This window comes from Streptomyces achromogenes subsp. achromogenes, from assembly GCF_000720835.1.
GTDB classification, from domain to species: domain Bacteria; phylum Actinomycetota; class Actinomycetes; order Streptomycetales; family Streptomycetaceae; genus Streptomyces; species Streptomyces achromogenes.
Map to the genome: position 1 here is coordinate 120550 of NZ_JODT01000020.1, position 26635 is coordinate 147184.

The 26635-nt window shown below is 72.3% G+C and carries 17 protein-coding genes and 2 pseudogenes; 15 read left to right on the forward strand and 4 right to left on the reverse strand.

Annotated elements, in window-relative coordinates:
* The first annotated feature begins 80 nt into the window (after nucleotides 1–80).
* Together IH25_RS0121750 and IH25_RS0121755 are read left to right on the forward strand one after the other, a co-directional pair.
* Entirely contained in the window at nucleotides 81–1673 is a 1593-nt protein-coding gene (locus tag IH25_RS0121750; RefSeq protein ID WP_030612962.1) for a PucR family transcriptional regulator, read from the forward strand.
* A gap of 152 nt (nucleotides 1674–1825) precedes the next feature.
* Entirely contained in the window at nucleotides 1826–3271 is a 1446-nt protein-coding gene (locus IH25_RS0121755) for an aldehyde dehydrogenase family protein (protein WP_030612965.1), read from the forward strand.
* A gap of 202 nt (nucleotides 3272–3473) precedes the next feature.
* On the opposite strand, the gene IH25_RS0121760 is transcribed toward IH25_RS0121755, so the two are convergent.
* Nucleotides 3474–6413, reverse strand: a complete 2940-nt coding sequence (locus tag IH25_RS0121760; protein WP_394298441.1) for a glycoside hydrolase family 3 C-terminal domain-containing protein — start codon at nucleotides 6411–6413, stop codon at nucleotides 3474–3476.
* A 227-nt stretch (nucleotides 6414–6640) separates the two neighbouring features.
* Here IH25_RS0121760 and IH25_RS0121765 point away from each other — a divergent pair, with 227 nt between their 5' ends.
* The 7 genes from IH25_RS0121765 (at nucleotide 6641) to IH25_RS0121795 (ending at nucleotide 17511) form a co-directional block, all read left to right on the forward strand.
* A complete protein-coding gene (locus IH25_RS0121765) occupies nucleotides 6641–8326 on the forward strand; it encodes an extracellular solute-binding protein (RefSeq protein WP_030612971.1) in 1686 nt (561 codons plus the stop codon).
* The gene (locus IH25_RS0121770) at nucleotides 8323–9339 is read left to right on the forward strand and encodes an ABC transporter permease (protein WP_030612974.1); all 1017 of its coding nucleotides are present in this window, start codon (nucleotides 8323–8325) and stop codon (nucleotides 9337–9339) included. The genes IH25_RS0121765 and IH25_RS0121770 overlap by 4 nt, the downstream gene beginning before the upstream one ends.
* Nucleotides 9336–10283: a carbohydrate ABC transporter permease gene (locus tag IH25_RS0121775; RefSeq protein ID WP_030612977.1), complete on the forward strand. Its 948-nt coding sequence runs from the start codon at nucleotides 9336–9338 to the stop codon at nucleotides 10281–10283. Before IH25_RS0121770 ends, IH25_RS0121775 begins: the two co-directional genes overlap by 4 nt.
* Nucleotides 10284–10425: 142 nt before the next feature.
* Nucleotides 10426–12606, forward strand: coding sequence for a sialidase family protein (locus IH25_RS0121780; protein ID WP_030612980.1), 2181 nt, complete (start codon nucleotides 10426–10428; stop codon nucleotides 12604–12606).
* On the forward strand, nucleotides 12603–14573 hold the full coding sequence (locus IH25_RS0121785; protein WP_030612985.1) for a beta-galactosidase: 1971 nt from the start codon (nucleotides 12603–12605) through the stop codon (nucleotides 14571–14573). The genes IH25_RS0121780 and IH25_RS0121785 overlap by 4 nt, the downstream gene beginning before the upstream one ends.
* Nucleotides 14570–16762, forward strand: coding sequence for a glycosyl hydrolase family 95 catalytic domain-containing protein (locus IH25_RS0121790; RefSeq protein WP_030612989.1), 2193 nt, complete (start codon nucleotides 14570–14572; stop codon nucleotides 16760–16762). The genes IH25_RS0121785 and IH25_RS0121790 overlap by 4 nt, the downstream gene beginning before the upstream one ends.
* A gap of 35 nt (nucleotides 16763–16797) precedes the next feature.
* Nucleotides 16798–17511, forward strand: a complete 714-nt coding sequence (locus tag IH25_RS0121795; protein WP_030612991.1) for a glycoside hydrolase family 12 protein — start codon at nucleotides 16798–16800, stop codon at nucleotides 17509–17511.
* A gap of 24 nt (nucleotides 17512–17535) precedes the next feature.
* Here the strand turns inward: IH25_RS0121795 and IH25_RS0121800 are convergent, their stop codons facing one another.
* Nucleotides 17536–18549, reverse strand: a complete 1014-nt coding sequence (locus IH25_RS0121800) for a LacI family DNA-binding transcriptional regulator (RefSeq protein ID WP_030612994.1) — start codon at nucleotides 18547–18549, stop codon at nucleotides 17536–17538.
* Nucleotides 18550–18889: 340 nt separating this feature from the next.
* Between IH25_RS0121800 and IH25_RS0121805 the strand changes: the two genes are divergently transcribed.
* The gene (locus IH25_RS0121805) at nucleotides 18890–20827 is read left to right on the forward strand and encodes an acyl-CoA dehydrogenase family protein (protein WP_030612998.1); all 1938 of its coding nucleotides are present in this window, start codon (nucleotides 18890–18892) and stop codon (nucleotides 20825–20827) included.
* Here IH25_RS0121805 and IH25_RS0121810 read toward each other — a convergent pair.
* On the reverse strand, nucleotides 20824–21282 hold the full coding sequence (locus IH25_RS0121810; RefSeq protein ID WP_030613001.1) for a lamin tail domain-containing protein: 459 nt from the start codon (nucleotides 21280–21282) through the stop codon (nucleotides 20824–20826). The genes IH25_RS0121805 and IH25_RS0121810 overlap by 4 nt on opposite strands.
* A gap of 155 nt (nucleotides 21283–21437) precedes the next feature.
* On the opposite strand from IH25_RS0121810, the gene dxr reads away from it, so the two are divergent.
* The 3 genes from dxr (at nucleotide 21438) to ispG (ending at nucleotide 25335) form a co-directional block, all read left to right on the forward strand.
* Complete coding sequence (dxr, locus tag IH25_RS0121815; protein ID WP_030613004.1) at nucleotides 21438–22706, forward strand: 1-deoxy-D-xylulose-5-phosphate reductoisomerase; 1269 nt, start codon at nucleotides 21438–21440, stop codon at nucleotides 22704–22706.
* Nucleotides 22703–24007, forward strand: coding sequence for a M50 family metallopeptidase (locus IH25_RS0121820; RefSeq protein ID WP_030613006.1), 1305 nt, complete (start codon nucleotides 22703–22705; stop codon nucleotides 24005–24007). Before dxr ends, IH25_RS0121820 begins: the two co-directional genes overlap by 4 nt.
* A 170-nt stretch (nucleotides 24008–24177) precedes the next feature.
* A complete protein-coding gene (ispG, locus tag IH25_RS0121825) occupies nucleotides 24178–25335 on the forward strand; it encodes a flavodoxin-dependent (E)-4-hydroxy-3-methylbut-2-enyl-diphosphate synthase (RefSeq protein WP_030613009.1) in 1158 nt (385 codons plus the stop codon).
* Between the two features lie 33 nt (nucleotides 25336–25368).
* On the opposite strand, the gene IH25_RS0121830 is transcribed toward ispG, so the two are convergent.
* Nucleotides 25369–25680, reverse strand: a complete 312-nt coding sequence (locus IH25_RS0121830; protein ID WP_051754070.1) for an ATP-binding protein — start codon at nucleotides 25678–25680, stop codon at nucleotides 25369–25371.
* Between IH25_RS0121830 and IH25_RS43105 the strand changes: the two are divergent.
* Together IH25_RS43105 and IH25_RS0121835 are read left to right on the forward strand one after the other, a co-directional pair.
* Nucleotides 25568–25828: pseudogene (locus IH25_RS43105) on the forward strand (DUF397 domain-containing protein); the annotation flags it as partial. The gene IH25_RS0121830 and the pseudogene IH25_RS43105 sit on opposite strands and share 113 nt — an antisense overlap.
* A 42-nt stretch (nucleotides 25829–25870) precedes the next feature.
* Nucleotides 25871–26635, forward strand: a pseudogene (locus IH25_RS0121835) (type IV secretion protein Rhs); the annotation flags it as partial.

The window sequence follows — 26635 nt, forward strand, 5'->3', positions numbered from 1 at the left end:
GTACGGTGAGGCAGAATCGGGGTGGGCCGTTCATACACCACGGCCAAAAGATCACCGGATCCCCTCACCGTGAAGGCCCCATGCCCCCGACTCTCGCCTCGCTCGTCAACCACTCCGCGCTGAAGCTGACCGTGCGCGCGGGCGAGGACCACCTCGACGTGCCCGTCCGCTGGGCGCACGTCAGCGAGCTGGCCGACCCCGTGCCCTACATGGAGGGCGGCGAGCTGCTGCTGATCACCGCGCTCAAGCTGGACGCGGAGGACCGGGAGGCCATGCGCCGGTACGTGCGCCGGCTGGTCGGCGCCGGCGTCGTCGGGCTCGGGTTCGCCGTCGGCGTGAACTACGACGAGACGCCCGAGCCGCTCGTCGAGGCCTGCGCGCAGGAGGGCCTGCCCCTGCTGGAGGTGCCCCGCCGCACCCCGTTCCTCGCCATCAGCAAGGCCGTCTCCGCGGCCATCGCCGCCGACCAGTACCGCGCCGTCACGGCCGGCTTCGCCGCCCAGCGGGAGCTGACCAAGCAGGCCCTCGGCGCCGGCCCCGAGGGTGTCCTCGGCGCCCTCGCCGCCCAGGTCGACGGCTGGGCGGCGCTCTACGACGCCTCGGGCGCCGTCGTCGCCGCCGCCCCGGAGTGGGCCGGCCGCCGCGCCGCCCGGCTCACCGCCGAGGTCGAGCGGCTGCGCGAACGCCCCGCCCCCGCCTCCTGCGTGGTCGGCGGACCGGACCACGAGGACCGGGTGGAACTGCACAGCCTCGGCACCGGCCGCCGCCCCCGCGCCGCGCTCGCCGTCGGCACCGCCGCCGCCCTCGGCACCGCCGAACGGTACGCCGTCCACTCCGCCATCGCCCTGCTCACCCTCACCACCGAGCGCTCCCGCTCGCTGCACGCGGCCGAGCAGCGCGTGGGCACGGCGGTGCTGCGCATGCTGCTCGCCGGGGAGCCGGACCACGCCCGGGCCGTCGCCGGCGACCTGTACGGCGCGCTGCTGGACGCCCCGTTCCGGATGATCGTGGCCGAGTCCGCCTCCGGCCCGGCCGGCGAACACCTCGGGGAACTCGCGGAGACGGTGGAGTCCGCCGCGGCCCGGGCCGGGGAGGCCGTGCTGGTGGTGCCCGAGGGGGAGCGGCTGGTGGTGCTGGCCGCCGACGAGGGCGCGGCGGTGGCCGCGTGCACCGCCTACGCCGCCGCGCGGGAGACCGAGCGGGCGCGGCCCGAGCGGGCGCGGCCGGAGCAGGGGCGGGCGGACGAGGACGGCCTGGTCGTGGGCCTGTCCGCGCCCACCGGGCCCACCGCGGCGTCGGCGGCGTACAAGCAGGCCGAACAGGCGCTGTCGGTGGCGCGGCGGCGGGGCCGGGTGTTCGTGGAGCACGAGCAGCTGGCGGCCGGGTCGGTGCTGCCGCTGCTGGCCGACGACGCGGTGAAGGCGTTCGCCGACGGGCTGCTGCGGGCGCTGCACGAGCACGACGCCACCGGTCGGGGGGACCTGGTCGCCTCGCTGCGGGCGTGGCTGTCCCGGCACGGGCAGTGGGACGCCGCCGCGGCCGACCTGGGCGTCCACCGGCACACCCTGCGCTACCGGATGCGGCGCGTCGAGGAGATCCTCGGGCGCAGCCTGGACGATCCCGACGTCCGCATGGAGCTGTGGCTGGCCCTGAAGGCGACGGCGGCGGACTGACCGGGGCCCCTCCCCGCGGCCCACCTCGCCAAACCGGCGCACCCCCCGCACCGACTGCTACGACTCGGACAAACGACCCCCGGCCGCCCCCGCCCTACCGTGGACCTCGCAAGCCAAGCACACCCCCAACGCGGAAGGGCCGGGACTCGTACATGACTTCCACCCATGCCTTCTGGCTCGCCGGCCGCCAGGTCACCGGCGAGGACAGCTTCGACGTCACCTCCCCGTGGGACGGCCGGCTCGTCGGCTCGGTCAGCGTGCCGAGCGAGGCCCAGGTCGAGGAGGCCGTGGCCGCCGCGTACGCCGTACGGGACGAGTTCGCCGCCACCCCGGCGCACGTACGCGCCGCCGCCCTGGACCACGTCAGCAAGCGGCTGGCCGAGCGCACCGAGGAGATCGCCCAGCTGATCTCCGCCGAGAACGGCAAGCCGATCAAGTGGGCCCGGGGCGAGGTCGGCCGCGCGGTCTCGGTGTTCCGGTTCGCCGCCGAGGAGGCCCGCCGGTTCAACGGCGGTGAGGCCCAGCGGCTCGACACGGACGCCGGCGGCCAGGGCCGGCTCGCGCTCACCCGCCGCTTCCCCAAGGGCGTCGTGCTCGGCATCGCGCCGTTCAACTTCCCGCTGAACCTGTGCGCCCACAAGGTCGCCCCGGCCATCGCCGCCGGTGCCCCGATCATCCTGAAGCCGGCCCCGGCCACCCCGCTGTCCGGCCTGATCCTCGGTGACCTGCTCGCCGAGACCGAGCTGCCGGCCGGCTCCTGGTCGATCCTGCCGGTCCCGAACGACCGCATGCCCGCCCTGGTCCAGGACGAGCGTCTGCCGGTCATCTCCTTCACCGGGTCCGACAAGGTCGGCTACGCGATCATGGACTCGGTGCCGCGCAAGCACTGCACCCTGGAGCTGGGCGGCAACGGCGCCGCGGTCGTCCTCGGCGACTTCTCCTCCGACGCCGACCTGGACTGGGCCGCGACCCGCATCGCGACCTTCTCCAACTACCAGGGCGGCCAGTCCTGCATCTCGGTGCAGCGGGTGATCGCCGACGCGTCCGTGTACGACCGGCTGCTGCCGCGCATCGTCGCCGCCGTCGAGGCCCAGGTCACCGGCGACCCGTCCGACCCCAAGACCGATGTCGGCCCGCTGGTCAGCGAGGACGCCGCCCGGCGTGTGGAGTCCTGGGTGGACGAGGCGGTCGCGGCCGGCGCCACCCTGCTCACCGGTGGCAAGCGGGACGGCGCCTCCTACGCGCCGACCGTCCTCGCCGACGTGCCGGCGGACGTCACGATCGCCTGCGAGGAGGTCTTCGGCCCCGTCCTCACCGTGCGCAAGGTGGACGGCGAGGAGGAGGCGTTCGCCGCGGTCAACGACTCCAAGTTCGGTCTCCAGGCGGGCGTGTTCACCCACGACCTCCAGGTCGCCTTCCGTGCCCACCGCGCCCTCGAGGTCGGCGGTGTGGTGATCGGCGACGTCCCGTCCTACCGCGCCGACCAGATGCCGTACGGCGGCGCCAAGCAGTCCGGCGTGGGCCGCGAAGGCGTCCGGTACGCGATGGAGGACTACACCTACGAGCGCGTACTGGTCCTGACCGGTCTCGCGCTCTGACCTGCCACGGACAGGTCGGAAAACAGAACGGCCGCAGCCCACTGTGCGGGGGCTGCGGCCGTTCGCATGTCCGGGGCGTCAGACCCTGGTTAATGGCAACCGTTTTCAGGTAGCCTGACCGGTGGACCGCCGATCCGACGGGGCCCGGCGCCGCTGCCTTCCGGTGCCGGGCCCCTTTCCGGTGCCGGGCTTCTCCGGACCCTCAACCGGAGAAGCCGACGTGCGCGAGCCGGACGGGGCCGCGCAGTCCGAGGCGGACGTCGTGGACGCCCTCGGCGGGGAGGGCGGCCGAGAGGGTGGTGTAGGCGTACGGGCCCGCCGTGGGGGACTCAAGGGCGAGCGCCGCCAGGACCGGGCCGCCGTCCAGGGAGACCTCCACCGTGCCCGCGCCCGCCACCCGCACCGTGACCTCGCGCACGCCGGTGCCGAAGTCGCAGTCCTGGTAGAGCAGTTCGGCCGTCGTGCCGTGGGCCGGGGTCACCGCGTCGCCCTCCGTCTTCGTACGGTCCACGATCGCGGCACCGGACTGCTCGTCGAAGTCCGCGGCCGACAGCCCGTGTTCGCGCACCGCGCGCGGGGCCGGCGGCTCGCCGTCGAGGCGTACGGTCGTCCGCAGCCGCACATCCTCGCTGGACGCGCCCAGCAGCAGTTCGTACGGGCCCTCCTCCAGCCGCCACGCGCCCCGCCGCACGTCCCAGAACTCCAGTGTCGACAGGGGGACTTCGAAGGACACGGTGGCCGTCTCGCCGGGGGCGAGCGTGATCCTGCGGTGCGCCAGCAGCTCGCGGCGCGGGCGGGGCACCGACGCCTGGACCGCACGGCCGTAGAGCTGGACCACCTCGTCCGCCGTCCGGTCCCCGGTGTTGGTGACCGCGCAGTCCGCCCGCACCGAGCCGGCCGTCACGCGGGCGGCGAGAGAGGCGTAGGCGAAGGACGCGTACGACAGGCCGTGGCCGAAGGGGAAGAGCGGGGTGCCCTCGAAGTACAGGTAGGTCTGGCGACTGCCGATCACGTCGTAGTCGAGCAGGTCGGGCAGGTCGGCGTCGGCCGCGTACCAGGTCTGGGGCAGCCGGCCGGCCGGGGAGACGTCGCCGGCCAGCACCCGGGCCAGGGCCGTGCCCGCCGCCTGCCCGCCGTGCGCCGTCCACAGCGCGGCCGGCAGCCGGGTGGTGTCCACCGCGTACGGGTACGCCGACACCAGCGCCAGCACCGTGCGCGGGTTGGCGGAGCGGGCCGCGTCCAGCAGCCGCCGCTGGTGCTCGGGCAGCAGCAGGGTCGTACGGTCCTCCGTCTCCCGGCCGTTGATGTGCGGGTCGTTGCCCGCCACCACCACGACGACGTCCGCCCCGGCCGCCACCCGGGCCACGGCCTCCTCGCCCCGCTCGACCGTGACCACCTCGAAGACATCGCCCTCGTCGGCAACCTTCACGCCGTCGGCGGCGACCCGTACCCGACGGCCCGTACCCAGGTGCTCGAGGAGGTGACCACCGGCGTGCGGTTCCAGACGGAACGTCTCCTGCACGACCCAGCCGCCGGGCTGGTCGGCGGAGGCGCGTACGAAGCCGTCCTCGGCGACCGAGAGGTAGCGGCCGTCGGGGGCGCGCAGCGTCAGCACCCCCTCACCCCAGTCGACCAGCGCGAACTCGCTGCCGGTCGTGTCCGTGGTGAGCGGCGGCAGATCGGTGCGCCCGGCCAGCAGCGCCGGGTCCAGCGCGGCCTCGGCGCCGCGCGCCCGGTCCGGGGCCTGAGCGGCCGGCACCGACAGGAACGCGCCGGACGCCGTCCGCAGCCGGACGCGGTCCACGCCCTCCGCGAACTCCACCCGCTGCGCGCCGAACCGCTCGTACAGGCCCTCCAGCGGGGTGGAGCGGTGCAGCAGGCTGCCGCTGTACCAGTCGAGCTTGCACTCGTCGGCGAGCGGGCCGACGACCGCGATCCGGGTGTCCGGGGCCAGCGGCAGCAGGCCGCCGTCGTTCTTCAGCAGCACGATCGCCTGCTCGGCGGCCTCCTGGGCGAGCGCCCGGTGCTCCGGGGTGTCGAACGCGCCGGTGGCCGCGTGCGGATCCCGGCCCGGGTCGAACTCGCCGAGCCGGAACCGGACGGAGAGCTGGCGGCGCACGGCGGCGTCGATGTCCGCCTCCGTCAACAGCCCCTGTGCCACGGCCCCCTTGACCCGCGCGGTGATCGTCGAGCCGTCCGTGCCGTGGTCGGTGAAGCTGTCCACGCCGGCCAGCAGGGCCGCCGCGGTGGCCTCCTCGTGGGTGTCGAAGTAGTGCTCGGCGTCGACCAGGTTGGACGGCGCGCCCGCGTCCGAGCAGACCAGCAGCTCCTCGTCGGTCCAGGTGCGCAGGTGCTCGCGCAGATACGGCGAGACGTGGTTGGGGCGGCCGTTGACCAGGTTGTAGGCGGGCATCACCCCGGCCACCGCGCCCGCCTCGACCGTCTCCCGGAAGGCGCGCAGGTCGTACTCGTGCAGCACCCGCGGGCGCACGGAGGCCGACGACGTGGCCCGGTCCGTCTCGTTGTTGTGCGCCAGCCAGTGCTTGAGGACGGGCGCGGTGCGCCAGTACCGGGGGTGGTCGCCGCGCAGGCCCCGGGTGTACGCCGTGGCGATGGCGCTGGTCAGCCTCGGGTCCTCCGCGTAGCCCTCCTCGTTGCGGCCCCACAGCGGGTGGCGCAGCAGGTTGACCGTCGGGGCCCAGACGTTCAGGCCGACGCGGTCGTCCCGGGCGCGCATCGCGCGGATCTCCTTGCCGACCGCCTCGCCGACCCGCCGGACCAGCTCCGGGTTCCAGGTCGCGCCGAGACCGACGGCCTGCGGGAACACCGTCGCCGGGCCCATCCACGCCACCCCGTGCAGCGCCTCCTGGCCGGTGCGCCAGGCGGCCACGCCGAGGCGCTCCACGGCGGGCGGGAACTGGTGCAGGAAGGAGATCTTCTCGTCCGGGGTGAGCCGCGCCAGCAGGTCGTCGACACGCTTCGCGAACGGCAGCCGCGGATCGCGGAACGGCGGAGTGGACGGCGAGTCAACGGTCACGACTGGTTCCCCTTGCGCATGGAGCGGCTGATGCTTTCGAAGCGCTTCGATGCTCAATGCGCGGGAGCGGAGTGTCAAGGTGCCGGTCCCAAACAGGGCCGACATCTCTCCGGTATGACGGGGAGTGACGAGGACGGGGAGGCCCTCGGGCGTCCGAGGAAACTTGGGATCGACCCTTGTGCGCCCCCAGACGTTCACTTAACCTCGCAGCAACATCGAAGCGCTTCGACGGCTGCCTACGCACCCTGCGCTTCCGCTCAGCCGATCCACTGAAGACACCGCAACCGACGGCCACCGCCGGGTGTCCTGGTGCGCCATGAAGGGTTGACGCAATGACGCCGAACGCCGCCTCCTTTGCCTCCAGCAGGAGAAGCTTCCTCGCCTCCACCGCGGTCGCCGCCGCGGCGGTGGCCGGCGGACTCCCGCTGCTCACCGCCTGCGGCGGCGGGCAGGAGGGCCGCAAGGAAGGCACCACCACCGGCAAGGCGGCCCGGAAGATCCTCCCCGCGTACGTGGCATCGAGCGTCGTCGCCCCCGACATCCCCGCCAGGAACGGCTCCGCCGCCGGCTTCACCAAGGCCATCGCCCTCGACCGGCTCAAGACCTCGGTGCCGAAGAAGCTCGGCAGCGGCGGCGAGCTGACGATCATGGCACCGCTGTGGGGCACCCCGCCGGACAACGGCAACCCGTACTACACGGCCATGAACGAGGCCATCGGCGTCAAGGCCAAGTGGCAGAACCAGGACGGCAACACCTACGACGAGAAGCTCGGCGCGATCCTCGCCTCCAGCGACATCCCGGACGTCGTGGTCGTCCCCGGCTGGAATCTGATGGGCAAGATCCCCAACGCCGTCAACGCCAAGTTCGCCGACCTCGGCCCGTACCTGTCCGGCGACAAGGTCAAGGACTACCCCAACCTCGCCGCCGTCCCCACCGACGCCTGGCAGCGCTGCATCTTCGGCGGACAGCTGCGCGCGATCCCGCTGCCCGGCTCCTACGTCCCCAACATCGCGCCCTTCTACCGCAAGGACGTCTTCGACAAGCGCGGCTGGCAACTCCCGAAGAGCACCGACGAGTTCCTCGCCTGGGCGAAGGAGGCCACCGACGCCAAGGGCGGGGTGTGGGCCTGCTCCGACATGAAGTGGACCGCGTTCAACGCCTTCGGCGTCCTCAACGGCGGCGACAAGGCCCTGTGGTGGAACCTCCAGGGCGGCAAGCTGATCAACCGCATCGAGACCGAGGAGTACCTCGAAGCCCTGGAGTGGGCCCGCAAGCTGTTCGCCGCCGGTGTGGTCCACCCCGACGACAAGGCCGGCAAGACCACCAACCCGCCCGGCACCCGCTTCACCGCCGGCAAACTCCTCGTCTACAACCAGGACCTGTCCGACTGGTTCGGCAAGACCTCCGAACAGCACGCCCAGAACCCGGACTTCGAGATGGCCGCGATGGACATCTTCACCCACGACGGCGGCGACCCCCTGCTGTGGGCCGGCCAGCCCTGCAACATCTTCACCTTCGTCAACAAGAAGGCGTCGGAGCAGAAGATCAAGGACTTCCTCGCCATCGCCAACTTCTGCGCCGCCCCCTACGGCACGAAGGAGCGCCTGCTCGCCGAGTACGGCGTCGAGGGCACCGACTTCACCCTGGACAAGAAGGGCGTCCCCACCAAGACCACCAAGGGCGTCAACGAGGTCCTCGGCGCCTTCGACTACACCGGCAAGCCCGCCGCCTACGTCGCCCACCCCGACTTCCCCGAGGTCACCCGGGGCATGATCGAGTGGCAGCAGCGCATGGGCGCCTTCACCAAGAAGTCCTCCTTCTACGGCCTGACGATCACCGAACCCGGCCGCTGGTCCAACCTCGCCGACGACTTCGAGCAGCTGGAGGACGACGTCGTCCGCGGCCGGAAGAAGATCGGTGACGTACAGCAGGCGGTCTCCGAGTGGAAGAAGCAGGGCGGCGACGACCTGCGCGACTGGTACCGCAAGCTGCTCGACTCCACCGGTTCGGCGCAGTGACCTCCACCGTGCCCCGCGCCGGCGCCGGGGAGAAGCGGAAACCGGCGGCGTCGGGCGGCGCCCCCGGACGCCGGGAACGCACCCGGGGGACCGGCCTGCGCACCAGGTTCCGGCGCGACCGCACGCTGATCCTGATGACCCTGCCCGTGGTGCTGCTGCTCCTGGTCTTCAACTACGTGCCGATCCTCGGCAACGTCGTCGCCTTCCAGGACTACGACCCCTACCTCAGCGACAACGGCTTCATCGCCGTCTTCCAGAGCCCCTGGGTCGGCCTGGAGCAGTTCCAACGGGTCTTCCAGGACGCCGGGTTCTGGCACGCCGTGCAGAACACGTTCGTGCTGTTCCTGCTCCAGCTGGTGCTGTTCTTCCCGATCCCGATCGCGCTGGCCCTGCTCATCAACAGCGTGATCCGGCCCCGGGTCCGCGCCGTCGCCCAGGCGGTCATGTATCTGCCGCACTTCTTCTCCTGGGTGCTGGTCGTCACCGTCTTCCAGCAGATCTTCGGCGGCGCCGGCGTCCTCGCGCAGACGCTGCGCGAACACGGACACCCCGGTTTCGACATCATGACCGACCCGGCGGTCTTCAAATACCTGGTGACCGCCGAGATGGTCTGGAAGGACGCGGGCTGGGGCATCATCGTCTTCCTCGCTGCCCTCGCCGCCGTCCCCCACGACCTGTACGAGGCCGCCGCGATGGACGGCGCCGGGCGCTGGCGCCGCATGTGGCACATCACGCTGCCCGCGCTGCGGCCGGTGATCGCCCTGCTGCTCGTGCTGCGCGTCGGCGACGCCCTCTCCGTCGGCTTCGAGCAGTTCCTGCTCCAGCGGCAGGCGGTCGGCCCGGACGCCTCCGAGGTGCTCGACACCTACGTGTGGTGGAACGGCATCCGCAACCAGGACTTCAGCTACGCGGCGGCGGCCGGCCTGATCAAGGGCGTCGTCGGACTGTCCCTCGTCCTCGTGGCGAACAAGGCGGCCCACCTGATGGGCGAGCAGGGGGTGTACAAGAAGTGAGCGCCGTGGTCGGCCGGCCGGTGCCGGAGGGCGCACGCGAGCGGAGCCGGTGGGCCGCGCCGCCCCGGCCGGTCTGGGAGGAGGAGCCGGCGAAGGCCGGGCTCGCCGCGAAGGGACTGGTCCTCGGGATCGCGTGCTTCGCCGTGCTCTTCCCGCTGTGGATCGTGATCGTCACCAGCCTGTCCCCGAAGAAGGTCATCGACGACACCGGCGGGCTCGTGGTGGTCCCCAAGGGCATCACGTTCGTCGCCTACCAGGAGCTGCTCGGCGGCGGCCAGGTGCAGCGGGCCGCGCTGGTCAGCATCGGGGTGACCCTCGTGGGCACGCTGTTCAGCATGACGGTGTCGGTGCTGTGCGCCTACGGCCTGTCCCGCCGGGACTCGCTGGGCCACCGCTGGATCCTGATGACGCTGCTCGCCACGATGTTCTTCGGCGCCGGGCTGATCCCGACGTACCTGCTGGTGCAGGCGCTCGGCCTCACCGACACCTATCTGGCGCTGATCCTGCCGAGCGCGGTGAGCGTGTTCAACATCCTCGTGCTGCGCGGGTTCTTCATGGGCATCTCGCCCGAACTCGTCGACAGCGCGCGGATCGACGGGGCGGGGGACTGGCGGATCCTGTGGCGGATCGTGCTGCCGCTGTCCCGGGCCGTGCTCGCGGTGATCACGCTGTTCTACGCGGTCGGGTACTGGAGCGCGTGGTTCAACGCGTCGATCTATCTGACCGACCAGAAGATGATGCCGCTGCAGAACGTGATGATCCAGCTGGTGCAGAAGCAGGAACGGCCGGTGGGTCTGTCGGCCCAGATCAACACCGGGCAGCTGTCGCCGCTGGCCATCCAGATGGCCGTGATGGTCCTGGCCCTGCTGCCGGTGGCCGTCCTGTCACCGTTCGTCCAGAAGCATTTCCGCAAGGGGATGCTGACGGGAGCGGTGAAGGGCTGACGGGGGCGCGCTGCGCAGGGTGCGGTGCGGTCCGCCGGCGACCGCGGGTCCGTCGTGGCTGATCGCGCAGTTCCCCGCGCCCCTGAGGGGGCGCTGCCCCGGCACCGCACCACCCACCCAGACTCCCCACCCGAGGTACCCCATGCCCACCCGCAGAACCGTTCTCGCCGGAACGGCGGCAGCCGCCGCACTGTCCGCCCTGCCCACCCCCGTACACGCCGCCGAAGCCGAGCGGCCCCCGTACCGCTGGCGCACCGCGGTCATCGGCGGTACCGGATTCGTCACCGGTCTGCTCTTCCACCCCACCACCCCCGGCCTGGCCTACGCCCGCACCGACATCGGCGGCGCCTACCGATGGGACCGGGACACCGACCGCTGGACGCCCCTGACCGACCACCTCGGCTGGGACGACTGGAACCTGCTCGGCGTGGAGGCCCTGGCGGTCGACCCGGCCCACCCCGGCCGGCTGTACCTGGCGCTCGGCACGTACACCCAGCCCTGGGCCGGCAACGGAGCCCTGCTGCGCTCGGAGGACCGCGGCCGCACCTGGCACCGCGGCGACCTCCCCGTCCCGCTCGGCGCCAACGAGGACGGCCGGGGCACCGGCGAACGGCTCCTCGTCGACCCCCGCGACAGCGCCACCCTGTGGCTGGGCACCCGCCACGACGGGCTGCTCAAGTCCACCGACCGGGGCGACAGTTGGCAACGGCAGACCGGGTTCCCGGGCGTCCCGAGCGGCACCGGCCAAGGCGTCACCCTGCTTGTCGCCGCCGGCCGTACCCTCTACGCAGGCTGGGGCGACGGCGACGGCACGAGCGCGCACCCGAACCTGTACCGCACCACCGACGGCACCTCCTGGGAACCCGTCCCCGGACAGCCCGTCGGTGCCTCGGCCAGGGTGCCCCTGCGCGCCGCCCACGACCCGGGCGCCCACGCGCTGTACGTCACGTACGCCGACGCGCCCGGCCCGAACGGGCAGAGCACCGGCAGCGTGCACAAGCTGGACACCGTCACCGGTGCCTGGAGTGATGTCACCCCGGCCGTCCCGGGCGGCGCCGACACCTTCGGGTACGGCGGGGTCGCCGTGGCCGCCCGCCGCCCGGGCACGGTCGTGGTGTCCACCAACAACCGCTGGTCGGCGGTCGACACCCTGTACCGCAGCACCGACGGCGGCCGCAGCTGGGTCTCCCTGAAGGACACCGCAGTCCTCGACGTCTCCGAGACGCCCTATCTCAACTGGGGTGCTGAGAAACCCAAGTTCGGCTGGTGGATCCAGGCCGTGGCCGTGGACCCGTACGACAGCGCGCACCTCCTCTACGGCACCGGCGCCACCGTCTACGGCACCCGCGACCTCGTGCACTGGACGCCCCGGGTCCGCGGTCTGGAGGAGACCTCGGTCCGGCAGCTGATCTCGCCGCCCGCCGGCCCGGCCCACCTGATCAGCGCCAACGGGGACATCGGGGTGCTGTACCACGAGCGGCTGACCGCCTCACCGAAGTCCGGCATGGCCACGAACCCGGTCTTCGGCACGGCGACCGGTCTCGCGCTGGCCGCGGCGAAACCCTCGTACGCCGTGCGCACCGGCTGGGGCGACCACGGCAACGGCGCCTTCTCCACCGACGGCGGACGCACCTGGACGCCGTTCCCGGCCCAGCCCGCCCTCGCCAAGGACGCCCCCGGCCCCATCGCGGTCAGCGCCGACGGCAGCGTGCTGCTGTGGACGTTCGTGCACTGGGACAGCACCAAGTACCCCGCCCACCGCTCGGCGGACGGCGGGCGCACCTGGGCCGAGGTGCCGTCCTTCCCCAAAGGCGCCACCCCGGTCGCCGACCCCGTCGACCCGGCCGTCTTCCACGCCTACGACACCGACACCGGGACCCTGTACGGCAGCACCGACCACGGTCGCACTTTCGCTCCCCGGTTCGCGGGACTGCCCTCCGGCGACAGCCAGTTCCAGCTGGCCGCGGCCCCGGGGCGGACGGGTGACCTGTGGGTGAGTGCCAAGGAGAACGGACTGTACCGGTCCACCGACGCGGGGGCGACATTCACCAAGGCCGACGGGGTCCGGGCCTCGCACACCGTCGGGTTCGGCAAGGCCGCCCCCGGCGCCCGCTACCCGGCCGTCTACCAGGTGGGCGCGCTCACCGGCTCCGGCGTGGCCGTCCTGCGCTCCGACGACGGCGGCCGCACCTGGGTCCGCGTCAACGACGACGCCCACCAGTGGGGCTGGACCGGGCAGACCATCACCGGCGACCCGCGCCGGTACGGCCGGGTCTACCTCGGCACCAACGGGCGGGGCATCCAGTACGGGGAGCCCGCATGAGCCCGTCCCTCGCCGACGTCACCCGGGGCCGCATCCTCTTCGGCGGCGACTACAACCCCGAGCAGTGGCCGGAGGAGACCTGGCACGAGGACGTCCGGCTGATGAAGGAGGCCGGGGTCAACTCCGTCACGCTCGGCGTCTTCTCCTGGTCCCGGCTGGAACCGGAGCCGGGCGCACGGGAGTTCGGCTGGCTGGACCGGCTGATGGACCTCCTGCACGAGCACGGCGTCGGGGTCGTCCTCGCCACGCCCACCGCCTCCCCACCGCCCTGGATGGGCCGGCTGCACCCGGACACCCTGCCCCGGGACGCCGACGGCCGCGTCGAGTGGTGGGGCGGGCGGCAGCACTTCTCGCACTCCAGCGCCACCTACCGCCGCTACGCCGCCGCCATCACCGAGGACCTGGCCGCCCGGTACGCCGGCCACCCCGCGCTGACCATGTGGCACATCAACAACGAGTACTGCACCTTCGACCACGGCGACGAGGCCGCCGCCGCGTTCCGCCGCTGGCTGCGCGAGAAGTACGGCACCCTGGACGCCCTCAACTCGGCCTGGGGGACGGACTTCTGGAGCCAGGGCTACGACACCTGGGACGGCATCCTGCCGCCGCGCCGCCCGCACTACATGAAGAACCCCGGCCAGGTGCTGGACTTCCGGCGGTTCACCTCCGACATGCTCCTGGAGTGCTTTACGGCCGAACGGGACATCGTCCGCAAGCACACCCCGCACCTGCCGGTCACCACCAACTTCATGCCGCTGTGGACCGGGCAGGACGGCTGGCGCTGGGCCCGCGAGGAGGACGTCGTCTCCGTCGACCTGTACCCGGACCCGCGCGACCCGCTCGGCGCCCAGCGCGGCGCGCTGGTGCAGGACCTCACCCGGTCGCAGGCGCGCGGACCGTGGATGCTGATGGAACAGGCGGCCGGGCCGGTCAACTGGCGCGGGGTGAACCACCCCAAGCCGCGCGGGCTGAACCGGCTGTGGTCCTTCCAGGCCGTCGCCCGCGGCGCCGACGCCGTCTGCTACTTCCAGTGGCGCCAGTCCCGGCAGGGCGCCGAGAAGTTCCACTCCGGGATGGTCAGCCACGCCGGCCCCGAGGGCCGCACCTTCCAGGAGGTCAAGCGGCTCGGCGCCGACCTCGCCCGGGTCGCGGACCAGGTGTCCGGCACCCGCATCACCGCCGACGTGGCCATCCTGCACGACTGGCACTCCTGGTGGGCCGGGGACCACGAGGGGCGCCTGTCGACGCGGGTCGACTACCCCGAGGTGCTCACCGCCTGGCACCGCGCCCTGTGGGAGGCCCACCTCACCACCGACTTCGCCCACCCGGAGGACGACCTGTCCGGCTACCGGCTCGTCGTCGTCCCGCAGCTGTACCTGCTCTCCGACTCCGCCCTCGCGAACCTCCTCGCGTACACCCGTGAGGGCGGCACCCTCGTCTGCGGCTTCCTCACCGGCGTCGTCGACGAGGACGACCGGGTCCGCCCCGGCGGCATGGACGCGCGGCTGCGCGAGCTGTTCGGCATCCGCACCCTGCACGAGTGGTGGCCGCTGGACGCGGGAGAGACCGTCGGATGCGAGGGGTTCCGCGGCACGCTGTGGTCGGAGGAGATCGAGCCGGCGCCCGGCGCCGCCGAGACCGTGCCCTACCGGGGCGGGGAACTGGACGGGCTGCCCGCCGTACTGCGCCGGGACCGCGCCTGGTACCTGTCCACGCTGCCCGAACCGGACGCGCTGCGCTCCCTGCTGGCCGGCATCGCCGCCGGGGCCGGGATCCGGCCGGTGCTCGACGGGCTGCCCCAAGGAGTGGAGGCGGTGCGCCGGGGCGACCTGCTGTTCCTGCTGAACCACGGGCGCGAGCCGGTCACCGTCCCGGTCCCGGGCACCCACCGCGAGCTGCTCGGCGGCGCGGACGTCACGGACACGGTCACCCTCGGCCGCTACGGCGTGGCGGTGCTGCGGTCATGAGTGCCACGCCGGTCCACGGCACCTGGGAGCCGGCCCCGGCCGCGCGCTGGGAGGACGCCTTCCTGAGCGGCAACGGCCACCATGGCGCCCTGGTGTTCGGTGACCCGGACGACGAACGGGTCATCGTCACCCAGCACACCCTCGTCCGGCCCAACGGCGCCGAACACGCCCGGCCGCCCCGGCTGGCCGCCGCCCTGCCCCAGGTCCAGGACCGGCTGCTCGCCGGCGACCTCACCGCCGCCGAGCGCTTCACCGACGGCCGCCCGCTCCAGTGGGTGCAGCCCTTCCACCCCGCCTTCCAGGTCCGGGTGCGCCGGCCGGCGGGCGGCGGGCGGGAGACGCGCCGGGCCGTCGACTTCACCAGCGGCGAGGTCACCGCCTCCGGCCGCGGCGCCGCCGGCCGGGTCTTCGTCTCCCGCGCGGACGACGTGATCGTGCACGAGGTCAGCGCGGGCGACCTGGCCGTCACCCTGGACCACCGGCTGCCGGGCGCCCCGGCCGGGCTGCGCGTCGGCCACGGCGCGCTGCTCACCGCCGAGGGCGCCCTGCTGAGCCTGCGCGTGCGGTACCCGGACAGCGACCGCGCCTACACCGGCGTCACCCTCGTCGCCGTCACCGGCGGCCGGACGGAACTCACCCCGCCGGGCGTCCGCGTCACCGGCTGCCGCTCCGCGCTGCTGCTCACCCGGGTGCTCCGGCACACCGGCGAGGCGGACGTCACCGCCGCGTACCGGCGCCTCCAGGACCTGCTCGACGGCACCGAACGCCCCTACGCCGGCTTGCTCGCCCGCCACCTCGACCACCACCGCCCCGCCTATCTGCGGGTCACCCTCGACCTCGGCGCCGACCCGGCCGAGCGCGCCCTGCCCGGCTCCGAGCTGCTGACGCGCCCGCACAGCCCGGCCCTGCTGGAGCGGCTGTTCGCGGCCGGCCGCTACCACCTGCTCTCCAGCAGCGGCCACCACCCGCCCCGGCTCACCGGACTGTGGACCGGCGACTGGGACACCGCCTGGTCCGGGGCGTTCACCACCAACGCCAACCTCAACCTCCAGACCGCCGCCGCGCCCGCCGCCGCACTGCCCGAGGTCACCGAGGCGCTGGCCGCCTTCGTCACCCGGCAGCTGCCGCACTGGCGGGCCAACGCCCGCGCGGTCTTCGGCACCCGGGGCGCGGTCGCGCCCTCGCACAGCGACGGCGAGTCCGGGCTGACGTACCACTTCAGCCGCGAGTACCCGCTGCACCTGTGGACCGCGGGCGCCGACTGGCTGCTCAAACCGCTGGTCGACCACGACGAGATCCGCGGCGAGCAGGACCCGCGCACCGCCGCCGCCCTCGCCGAGGCCGCCCTCTTCTACGAGGACTTCCTCACCCGCACCGACAGCGACGGCCGCCTCGTGATCGTGCCGTCCTACTCCCCGGAGAACCGCCCCGCGAACGGCAGCTGGGGAGCGCTCAACGCGGCCATGGACCTCTCCGCCGCCCGGCACACCCTGCTCACCGCCGCCCGCTACCACCCCGAACACGCGGAGAAATGGCGGGCTTTGGCCGAGCGGCTGTCCCCGCACCGGATCAACTCCGACGGCGCCCTCGCCGAATGGGCCTGGCCCGGCCTCCACGACACCTACGACCACCGCCACCTCAGCCACCTCTACGGCGTCTGGCCCCTGGAGGAGATCACCCCGTACGACACCCCGCGCCTGGCCGCCGCCGCCCACCGGGCGCTTCAACTGCGCGGCGCCGAGAACGACTCCGCCCACGGCCATCTGCACCACGCCCTGATCGCCGCCCGGCTCGGCGACGGGGACCGGGCCGGGCGCGCCCTGCGCCGGGTCCTCGACGGCGACTTCTTCCACGCCTCCCTGATGAGCGCCCACTACCCCCACCGCGACGTCTACAACGCGGACGCCGCGCACACCCTCCCCGGCGTGCTCATCGAGACCCTCCTCCAGTCCACCCCGGACCGCCTGATCCTGCTGCCCGCCGTCCCGGACGCCTGTCCGCGCGGTGAACTGCGCGGGATCCGCACCCGGTTCGGCGCCGAGGTCGATCTCGCCTGGGGCCCGGACGGCGCCCGGGCGGTCGTACGGCCCGGCCGCACCCACCGTGTCGAACTGCGGACTTCCTCCGGCACCGAACCCCTCGAACTGGTCGCCGGGGAAGACCGCGTCCTCGCCCTGAGGGCGCGGTGAACACTCCCCACACCCCCACCCATGGAAGGGACACCATGGTCACGAGCACCATCGGCAGGGTCGCCAAGGCCCTGATCGCCCCCGCACTCGCCCTCGGCGCCACCGTCGGCCTCGCCTCGGCGCCCGCCTCCGCCGCCGTCTGGAGCACCTGCGACCAGTGGGGCAACACCAGCCTGAACGGCTACACCCTCTACAACAACATCTGGGGTTCCGGCGCCGGCAGCCAGTGCGTCTGGGCCAACTCCGGCACCAACTGGGGCGTGCACGCCGACCACCCCAACACCGGCGGCATCAAGTCCTACCCCAACGCCAAGAAGGTGATCAACAAGCCGATCACCTCCCTGACCTCGCTCACCAGCGCCTACAACGTCACCGTCCCGGCGTCCGGCGCGTACAACACGTCGTACGACATCTGGGACACGGACTACGACTACGAGATCATGCTCTGGGTCAACAAGACCGGACCCGTCGGACCCCTCGGCACCTCGCAGGGCAACGTCACCCTGGGCGGGCACACCTGGACCGTCTACAAGGGCAACAACGGCGCCAACGAGGTCTTCTCCTTCATCCGCACCTCCAACTCGAGCTCCGGCACGGTGAACATCCTGCCGATCCTGAAGTGGATCAAGGACACGAAGGGCTGGTTCGGCAACGAGACCATCGGCGACGTCCAGTTCGGCTACGAGATCACGTCCTCGTCCGGCGGCCTGGACTTCACCACCAACAACCTGACGGTCAGCGGTAGTTGACCGACCGGGACCGGCGTCGCGCCGTCAGGAGGCGGCCGGTGCCGGTCCCGAACTCGCCCGCCGGGTCAGCCCGGGCGCGAGCAGCACCACCTCGTCGCCGCCGCGCCCCTCCAGCTTGGCCACCAGGCGCTCCACGGCCCGCCGGCCCATCTCCTGGGCCGGGATGGCGACCGAGGTCAGCCGCACCGAGGCCTGCACCGCGACCTGGTCGGGGCAGATCGCGACCACGGACACGTCCTCGGGCACCGCCCGGCCCTGCTGGCGCAGCAGCGCGAGCAACGGCTCCACCGCCGACTCGTTCTGGACCACGAACCCGGTCGTCGCCGGGCGCTCGTCGAAGACCCGGGCCAGGGTGAGGGCCATCGCGTCGTACCCGCCCTCGCACGGCCGGTGCAGCAGCCGCACACCGGTCTCGCGGGCCGCGGAGCGCAGCCCGTCCAGGGTGCGCTCGGCGAAGCCGGTGTGCCGTTCGTAGACCGCCGGGGCCTCGCCGATGACGGCGATGTCGCGGTGCCCGAGCCCGGCCAGGTGCTCCACGCACAGCGCGCCGGTCGCGCTCCAGTCCAGGTCCACGCAGGTCAGGCCGTCGGTGTCGGCGGGCAGGCCGATCAGCACGGAGGGCTGGTCGGTGCCCCGCAGCAGCGGCAGCCGCTCGTCCTCCAGCTCCACGTCCATCAGGATCATCGCGTCGGCCAGCCCGCTGCCGGTGACCCGGCGCACCGCGTCGGGCCCCTCCTCGCCGGTGAGCAGCAGGACGTCGTAGCCGTGCGTACGGGCGGTCGTGGCCACGGCGATGGCGATCTCCATCATCACCGGCACGTACAGGTCGGTGCGCAGCGGGATCATCAGCGCGATGATGTTCGACCGTTTGCCGGCCAGGGCGCGGGCGCCCGCGTTCGGGTGGTAGCCCAGCTCCCGGATGCTTTGCTCGACCCGCTGCCGGGTGCCGGCGGAGATGGACCGCTTGCCGCTGAGGACGTAGCTCACCGTGCTCGCCGAGACTCCGGCGTGCTGGGCGACCTCGGCGAGGGTGACCATCCAGCTCTCCAAGCTTTGTGAAGCGCTTCGACACTGCGCGTTGCCGACGGGGTGGGTGAGGGTGTCATCGACCCTATAGCCAGGGACGGCAGGGTGTCCATAGGCTGTCGAAGCGCTTCGACAGCGCATTCCGGCCGAGCCCTCGGTCAGGTCTCTCCCTCTCCCCGGCCCGGCCACGGCACCCGCCGCGCCGGACGTCGGCCGCCGAGGGCTCCACGCTAAACCCGGCCGGCTGACGTCCGGGTGGTGGGCCCCGCCCGTTTCGGGTACCAACGATCCAGTAGCACCGGTCGGTGCCGATCGGTCCCGGTCGTCCTTCTCCGCGCCGAGGTGAGCCTCGATGTCCGCCACCACCACCCCCCGCACCGCCGTCACCGAGCGCGAGGCCCGCCGGGTGGCGGAGGCCGCCCGGCAGCAGGACTGGCGCGGGCCCAGCTTCGCCAAGGAGCTGTTCCTCGGGCGCTTCCGGCTCGACCTCATCCACCCGCACCCGCTGCCCGACGAGGAGTCCGTCCGGCGCGGCGAGGAGTTCCTGGCGAGGCTGCGCGCCTTCTGCGAGACGCAGATCGACCCCGCCCGCATCGAGCGCGAGGCCCGCATCCCCGACGAGGTGGTGGCGGGCCTGAAGGAACTGGGCGCCCTCGGCATGAAGATCGACCCCCAATACGGCGGCCTCGGCCTCACCCAGCTCTACTACAACAAGGCCCTCGCCCTGGTCGGCTCCGTCAGCCCCGCCGTCGGCGCGCTGCTCTCCGCCCACCAGTCGATCGGCGTGCCGCAGCCGCTGAAGCTGTTCGGCACCCAGGAGCAGAAGGACGCCTTCCTGCCCCGCTGCGCCCGCACCGACATCTCCGCGTTCCTGCTCACCGAGCCGGACGTGGGCTCCGACCCGGCCCGGCTGGCCACCACGGCCGTGCCCGAGGGCGACGACTACGTCCTGGACGGGGTGAAGCTGTGGACCACCAACGGGGTGGTCGCCGATCTGCTCGTGGTCATGGCGCGGGTGCCGCAGTCCGAGGGGCACCCGGGCGGCATCACCGCGTTCGTGGTGGAGGCCGCCTCCGCGGGCATCACCGTGGAGCACCGCAACGCCTTCATGGGCCTGCGCGGCATCGAGAACGGCGTCACCCGCTTCCACCGGGTCCGCGTCCCGGCGGCGAACCGGATCGGCCCCGAGGGCGCCGGCCTGAGGATCGCGCTCACCACCCTCAACACCGGCCGGCTGTCACTGCCCGCGATGTGCGCGGGCGCCGGCAAGTGGTGTCTGAAGATCGCCCGCGAGTGGGCGGCGGAGCGCGAGCAGTGGGGCAAGCCGGTCGCGCTGCACGAGGCCGTCGGCTCGAAGATCGCGTTCATCGCGGCGACGACCTTCGCCCTGGAGGCCGTGCTCGACCTGTCCTCCCAGATGGCCGACGAGGACCGCCACGACATCCGCATCGAGGCCGCCCTCGCCAAGCTCTACGGCTCCGAGATGGCGTGGAAGATGGCCGACGAACTGGTCCAGATCCGCGGCGGACGCGGCTACGAGACGGCCGAGTCCCTCCGGGCGCGCGGCGAACGCGCGGTCCCGGCCGAGCAGATCCTGCGCGACCTGCGCATCAACCGCATCTTCGAGGGCTCGACCGAGATCATGCACCTGCTGATCGCCCGGGAGGCGGTGGACGCCCACCTCTCGGTCGTCGGCGACCTGATCGACCCCGGCACGTCCCTGGCCGACAAGGCGAGGGCGGGCGCGAACGCGGGCGTCTTCTACGCCAAGTGGCTCCCGAGCCTCCTCGCGGGCCCCGGTCAACTCCCCACGTCGTACGGCGAGTTCCGGCACGGCATCGACCTCTCCGGGCACCTGCGCCACATCGAGCGCACCGCCCGCAGGCTCGCCCGCTGCACCTTCTACGCCATGTCCCGCTGGCAGGGCCGGATGGAGACCAAGCAGGGTTTCCTCGGCCGGATCGTGGACATCGGCGCGGAACTGTTCGCGATGAGCGCGGCCTGCGTACGCGCCGAGCGGCTGCGCGCCGAGGGCCGCCACGGCCGCGAGGCCTACCAGCTCGCCGACGCCTTCTGCCGCCAGGCCCGCATCCGCGTGGACGAACTCTTCACCCGCCTGTGGACCAACACCGACGACCTGGACCGGAAACTGGTCAAGGCGGTCCTGGCCGGCTCCCACACCTGGCTGGAGGAGGGCATCCTCGACCCGTCGGGGGAGGGGCCGTGGATCGCGGACGCGACCCCCGGCCCCCCGGCCGGCGAGAACGCCCGCCGCCCCTACGGGAGTTAGCAGTACTTGTCGCTCGGGTCCCGCGTCGTCCAGGAGCAGGAGGCGACCTTGCCGCCGCCCGCCTTGGTCAGGGTGGCCGTGTCCTTGTCGTTGTTCCAGACGTAGGCGCGGCGGCCCTGGTACCGGTCGGACGCGGTGTTCGTGCCGCCGCCGGTGTGGATCTTGAGGTACTTGCCGGCACCGATCTTGACGTCCGGGAAGACGTACTTGTGGTTGGAGGCGTCCTTCAGCACCCAGCCCTTGAGCGAGACGGCCTTGCCGCTGGTGTTCTTCAGCTGGACCCACTCGCCGTTCAGGCTCTTGTTGGAGCGGTTGTCCGAGCCGGGGCTGTCGAACCACACGTGGTGGATCTTCACACCGCCGGCGGCCTGGGCCGGGGTGCTGAGCAGGGTGCCGGTGAGCAGCGCCGCACCCGCGAGCGCGGGCAGGGCGGCGCGGAGGCGCACAGAGCGCATGGAGATATCCCCCCAGGATGTCGTCCGTGAATCATGCGGAACGAAGTGTTTATCACAAGATCTTCATGTCTGTTTCACAGGAGGAATTCCGGCCACCCCACCCACCCGGGGGACGCGCTGTCCGGCCCGCCGCCGCGTGCCGCAACAATGGGAGGATGACCGACAGTCCCGCCCATCCGGCACCCCTCGCCGATCCGCACCTCGTCTACGACCCCGTCGCCGCCGACGGACCCAAGGACGTGGTGATCCTCGGCTCCACCGGATCCATCGGCACCCAGGCCATCGACCTCGTGCTGCGCAACCCCGACCGCTTCCGGGTCACCGCCCTGTCCGCGAACGGCGGCCGGGTGGCCCTCCTCGCCGAGCAGGCCCACCGGCTGCGGGTGCGGACCGTGGCGGTCGCCCGCGAGGACGTCGTACCCGCGCTGCGCGAGGCGCTCGCCGCCGCGTACGGCACCGAGCCGCTGCCCGAGATCCTCGCCGGGCCCGACGCGGCCACCCAGGTCGCCGCCTCCGACTGCCACACCGTCCTGAACGGCATCACCGGCTCCATCGGCCTCGCCCCGACCCTGGCCGCCCTGGAGGCGGGCCGCACCCTCGCGCTCGCCAACAAGGAGTCGCTGATCGTCGGCGGCCCGCTGGTCACCGCGCTCGCCAAGCCCGGCCAGATCATCCCGGTGGACTCCGAGCACGCGGCCCTCTTCCAGGCCCTCGCCGCCGGCACCCGCGCCGATGTGCGCAAGCTCGTCGTCACCGCCTCCGGCGGCCCCTTCCGCGGCCGCACCAAGGCCGAGCTGGCCGGCGTCACCGTCCAGGACGCCCTCGCCCACCCCACCTGGGCGATGGGCCCGGTGATCACGGTGAACTCCGCGACGCTGGTCAACAAGGGGCTGGAGGTCATCGAGGCCCACCTGCTGTACGACATCCCCTTCGAGCGCATCGAGGTCGTCGTGCACCCCCAGTCGTACGTCCACTCGATGGTCGAGTTCACCGACGGCTCCACGATCGCCCAGGCGACGCCCCCCGACATGCGCGGGCCCATCGCGATCGGCCTCGGCTGGCCCGAACGCGTCCCCGACGCCGCGCCCGCCTTCGACTGGAGCAAGGCGTCCACCTGGGAATTCTTCCCGCTGGACAACGAGGCCTTCCCCGCCGTGAACCTCGCCCGGCACGTGGGGCGGCTCGCGGGCACGGCCCCGGCGGTGTTCAATGCGGCCAACGAGGAGTGCGTCGCGGCCTTCCTGGACGGCGCGCTGCCCTTCAACGGGATCATGGAGACCGTCACCCGGGTGGTCGAGGAGCACGGCACCCCGGCCACGGGAACCTCACTCACCGTGTCGGACGTCCTCGAAGCGGAGACCTGGGCCCGCGCCCGGGCCCGCGAACTCACAGCCACGACGGCGACCGCGGAGGCGCGTGCATGACGACCTTGATGTTCATCCTCGGCATAGTGGTCTTCGTGATCGGCCTGCTCGTCTCCATCGCCTGGCACGAGCTGGGACACCTGTCCACGGCCAAGCTCTTCGGCATCCGCGTGCCCCAGTACATGGTCGGCTTCGGCCCGACCATCTGGTCACGCAAGAAGGGCGAGACCGAGTACGGCATCAAGGCCATCCCGGCCGGCGGCTACATCCGCATGATCGGCATGTTCCCGCCCGACGACCAGGGCCGGGTCACCGCCCGCTCCACCTCCCCGTGGCGCGGCATGATCGAGGACGCCCGCTCGGCGGCCTTCGAGGAACTCCAGCCCGGCGACGAGACGCGCATGTTCTACACGCGGAAACCGTGGAAACGGGTCATCGTCATGTTCGCCGGGCCCTTCATGAACCTGGTCCTCGCGATCGGCCTGTTCTTCTCCGTGCTCATGGGCTTCGGCGTCCAGCAGCAGACCACCACCGTCGCCTCCGTCTCGCCCTGCGTCATCGCCCAGAGCGAGAACCGCGACACCTGCGAGAAGACCGACAAGCCCTCCCCGGCCCAGGCCGCCGGCATCCACACCCGCGACAAGATCGTCTCCTTCGACGGCAAACCCACCAAGGACTGGGACACCCTCTCGGACCTCATCCGGGACAGCGCCGGCAAGGACGTGCCGATCGTCGTGGAGCGCGACGGCAAGCAGCTCACCTTGCACGCCAAGATCGCCACCAACCTGGTCGCCAAGAAGGATTCCAACGGCGGCTACGTCCAGGGCAAGTACGTCGAGGCCGGCTTCCTCGGCTTCGGCGCCGCCACCGGCGTGGTCAAGATGGACTTCGACGACTCCGTGTCGTGGATGACCGACCGGGTCGGCGACGCCGTCGACTCCCTCGCCGCCCTGCCGGGCAAGATCCCCGCCTTGTGGGACGCCGCCTTCGGCGACGGCCCGCGCGAACCGGACTCCCCGGTCGGCATCGTCGGCGCCGCCCGCATCACCGGCGACATCGCCACCCTGGACATCCCCGCCTCCCAGCAGGTGGCGATGTTCGTGATGATGCTCGGGATGTTCAACCTCTCCCTGTTCCTGTTCAACATGCTCCCGCTGCTCCCGCTGGACGGCGGGCACATCGCGGGCGCCCTGTGGGAGGCCCTCCGGCGGAACCTGGCCAGGGTGCTGCGCCGCCCCGACCCGGGCCCGTTCGACGTCGCCAAGCTGATGCCGGTGGCGTACGTGGTGGCCGGGATCTTCGTCTGCTTCACCGTCCTGGTGCTCATCGCGGACGTCGTCAACCCGGTGAAGATCTCCTAGCCACCCGGTGTTCACACGGCCCGGAACCCCCCGGGGTTCCGGGCCGCCCGGGCACGCGCCGGATTACGGGTGTGATGTGTGGCGCACCGCCCGGTGCCGTAATCTCGGACCCTGGAGCCCGCCGTTCACGGGACCCGGATCCTGAACCACGACTTGGGGTTGCACAGCAGATGACTGCGATTTCTCTCGGCATGCCGTCCGTTCCGACCAAGCTCGCCGAGCGCCGGAAGAGCCGGCAGATCCAGGTCGGAAGCGTGGCGGTCGGCGGGGACGCGCCGGTCTCGGTCCAGTCGATGACCACGACCCGTACGTCCGACATCGGCGCCACCCTCCAGCAGATCGCCGAGCTGACCGCCTCCGGCTGCCAGATCGTGCGTGTGGCGTGCCCCACCCAGGACGACGCGGACGCGCTGGCGACCATCGCGAAGAAGTCGCAGATCCCGGTCATCGCCGACATCCACTTCCAGCCCAAGTACGTCTTCGCCGCCATCGAGGCCGGCTGCGCCGCGGTCCGCGTCAACCCCGGCAACATCAAGCAGTTCGACGACAAGGTCAAGGAGATCGCCAAGGCCGCCAAGGACCACGGCACCCCGATCCGGATCGGCGTCAACGCCGGCTCCCTGGACCGGCGCCTGCTCCAGAAGTACGGCAAGGCGACCCCCGAGGCACTGGTCGAGTCCGCCCTGTGGGAGGCGTCCCTCTTCGAGGAGCACGACTTCCGGGACATCAAGATCTCCGTCAAGCACAACGACCCGGTCGTCATGATCGAGGCCTACCGCCAGCTCGCCGAGCAGTGCGACTACCCGCTGCACCTCGGCGTGACCGAGGCCGGCCCCGCCTTCCAGGGCACGATCAAGTCCGCGGTCGCCTTCGGCGCGCTGCTGTCGCAGGGCATCGGCGACACCATCCGCGTCTCCCTCTCCGCCCCGCCCGTGGAGGAGATCAAGGTCGGCATCCAGATCCTGGAGTCCCTGAACCTGCGCCAGCGCGGCCTGGAGATCGTCTCCTGCCCGTCCTGCGGCCGGGCCCAGGTGGACGTCTACAAGCTGGCCGAAGAGGTCACCGCCGGTCTGACCGGCATGGAGGTCCCGCTCCGCGTCGCCGTCATGGGCTGCGTCGTCAACGGCCCCGGCGAGGCCCGCGAGGCCGACCTCGGCGTGGCCTCCGGCAACGGCAAGGGCCAGATCTTCGTCAAGGGCGAGGTCATCAAGACCGTCCCCGAGTCCAAGATCGTGGAGACCCTCATCGAGGAGGCCATGAAGCTGGCCGAGCAGATGGAGCAGGACGGCGTGGCCTCCGGCGAGCCGTCGGTGTCGGTCGCGGGCTGACCCCCGTCCTCGTTCTCGTCCCTGTGAGTCCCGTCACCACCCGGTGACGGGACTCGGCCACACCTCGGCCCACACGGTCTTCCCCGGCTGCCTGGGCGCGCCCCCCCACCTGTCGGCCAGCGCCCCGACCAGCATCAGCCCCCGCCCGGACTCGCCACACCGCTCCCGCACCTCCGGCAGCCGTTCGCTCCGCGTGTCCGACACCTTCAGCCGCAGCGCGTCGTCCGACGAGGTGAGCCGGAGCCGGAAGTCGCGCCCGGGTACGTGCCCGTGCCGGACCGCGTTCGACGCCGGCTCGGCCGCGATCAGCGCCGAACGCTCAACTCGCACCCCGGACACGGCCATCAGCGCCGAACCACCTCATTGTGTTAGGCGTCGTTGGAGCGATGGCGAGGGCGGCGAGTGCGTAGAGGTGGCCGCCTGCCCCACCACCATCCACATCCGTGACTCCAAGCAGAACCTCGCCACCGCCGTCCTTGGGTGCCGCTCCCGATGGTGGACTCGTCTTGATCACTGGCGTTTTCCAGCCGGTGTACACGACGCGGCAGGCCGCCTGACCGCCCGCCGCAACGCCCTGGGCGAGGTGACGACTTTCGAGCGTGACGCGCTGGACCAGGTGATCCGCAAGACCGTGGCGAGCCGGGTCACGACGTACGCCTACGACCTGACCGACCAACTCGCCCACGCGGTCGGCCCGGACGGCACCACCCTGACCCTCCTGCGCGACCGCCACGGCAACCTACGCTCGGAAACGGTCGACGGCCGCACGGTGACGTACACGTACGACGCCCTGGGCCGCCGCACAGCCTTGGTGGCATCGGGCCGGACGATCGACTTCACGTACGACGAGGCCGGGCACGAACTGAGGCGCCTGGTCGGCGGAACGATCACCCTGGAGCAGTCCTTCGACCCGCTGGGCCGCCTGACGACCCAGTCGGTGACCGGCGCCGGCGGCCGGAGGGTTCAGCACCGGACGTACACCTACCGCCCCGACGGCAACGTGACCGCCATCGAGGACCATCTCTCCGGCCTCCGCCGCTTCGACCTGGACGCGACGGGCAGAGTGACGGCGGTCCACGCGGCAGGCTGGACGGAACGCTACGCCTACGACGAGGCAGGCAACCAGACCGATGCCCTGGGCCGCATCACCCTGCGCCGGAAGCCCCGCCTGTCGCGCAAGCCGGACACCTGGCACTACGAGTGGGACGCCGAGGACCGCCTGACGTCGGTGGTGACACCGGACGGCACCCGCTGGCGCTACACCTACGACCCCCTGGGCCGCCGCACCGCCAAACTCCGC

Excerpts from the sequence above, each read along its gene's own strand:
- IH25_RS0121750 (WP_030612962.1), top strand. The coding sequence starts at position 81 with ATGCCCCCGACTCTCGCCTCGCTCGTCAACCACTCCGCGCTGAAGCTG.
- IH25_RS0121755 (WP_030612965.1), top strand. The coding sequence starts at position 1,826 with ATGACTTCCACCCATGCCTTCTGGCTCGCCGGCCGCCAGGTCACCGGC.
- IH25_RS0121760 (WP_394298441.1), bottom strand. The coding sequence starts at position 6,413 with ATGTCGGCCCTGTTTGGGACCGGCACCTTGACACTCCGCTCCCGCGCA.
- IH25_RS0121765 (WP_030612971.1), top strand. The coding sequence starts at position 6,641 with ATGACGCCGAACGCCGCCTCCTTTGCCTCCAGCAGGAGAAGCTTCCTC.
- IH25_RS0121780 (WP_030612980.1), top strand. The coding sequence starts at position 10,426 with ATGCCCACCCGCAGAACCGTTCTCGCCGGAACGGCGGCAGCCGCCGCA.
- IH25_RS0121785 (WP_030612985.1), top strand. The coding sequence starts at position 12,603 with ATGAGCCCGTCCCTCGCCGACGTCACCCGGGGCCGCATCCTCTTCGGC.
- IH25_RS0121790 (WP_030612989.1), top strand. The coding sequence starts at position 14,570 with ATGAGTGCCACGCCGGTCCACGGCACCTGGGAGCCGGCCCCGGCCGCG.
- IH25_RS0121795 (WP_030612991.1), top strand. The coding sequence starts at position 16,798 with ATGGTCACGAGCACCATCGGCAGGGTCGCCAAGGCCCTGATCGCCCCC.
- IH25_RS0121800 (WP_030612994.1), bottom strand. The coding sequence starts at position 18,549 with ATGGTCACCCTCGCCGAGGTCGCCCAGCACGCCGGAGTCTCGGCGAGC.
- IH25_RS0121805 (WP_030612998.1), top strand. The coding sequence starts at position 18,890 with ATGTCCGCCACCACCACCCCCCGCACCGCCGTCACCGAGCGCGAGGCC.
- IH25_RS0121810 (WP_030613001.1), bottom strand. The coding sequence starts at position 21,282 with ATGCGCTCTGTGCGCCTCCGCGCCGCCCTGCCCGCGCTCGCGGGTGCG.
- dxr (WP_030613004.1), top strand. The coding sequence starts at position 21,438 with ATGACCGACAGTCCCGCCCATCCGGCACCCCTCGCCGATCCGCACCTC.
- IH25_RS0121820 (WP_030613006.1), top strand. The coding sequence starts at position 22,703 with ATGACGACCTTGATGTTCATCCTCGGCATAGTGGTCTTCGTGATCGGC.
- ispG (WP_030613009.1), top strand. The coding sequence starts at position 24,178 with ATGACTGCGATTTCTCTCGGCATGCCGTCCGTTCCGACCAAGCTCGCC.
- IH25_RS0121830 (WP_051754070.1), bottom strand. The coding sequence starts at position 25,680 with ATGGCCGTGTCCGGGGTGCGAGTTGAGCGTTCGGCGCTGATCGCGGCC.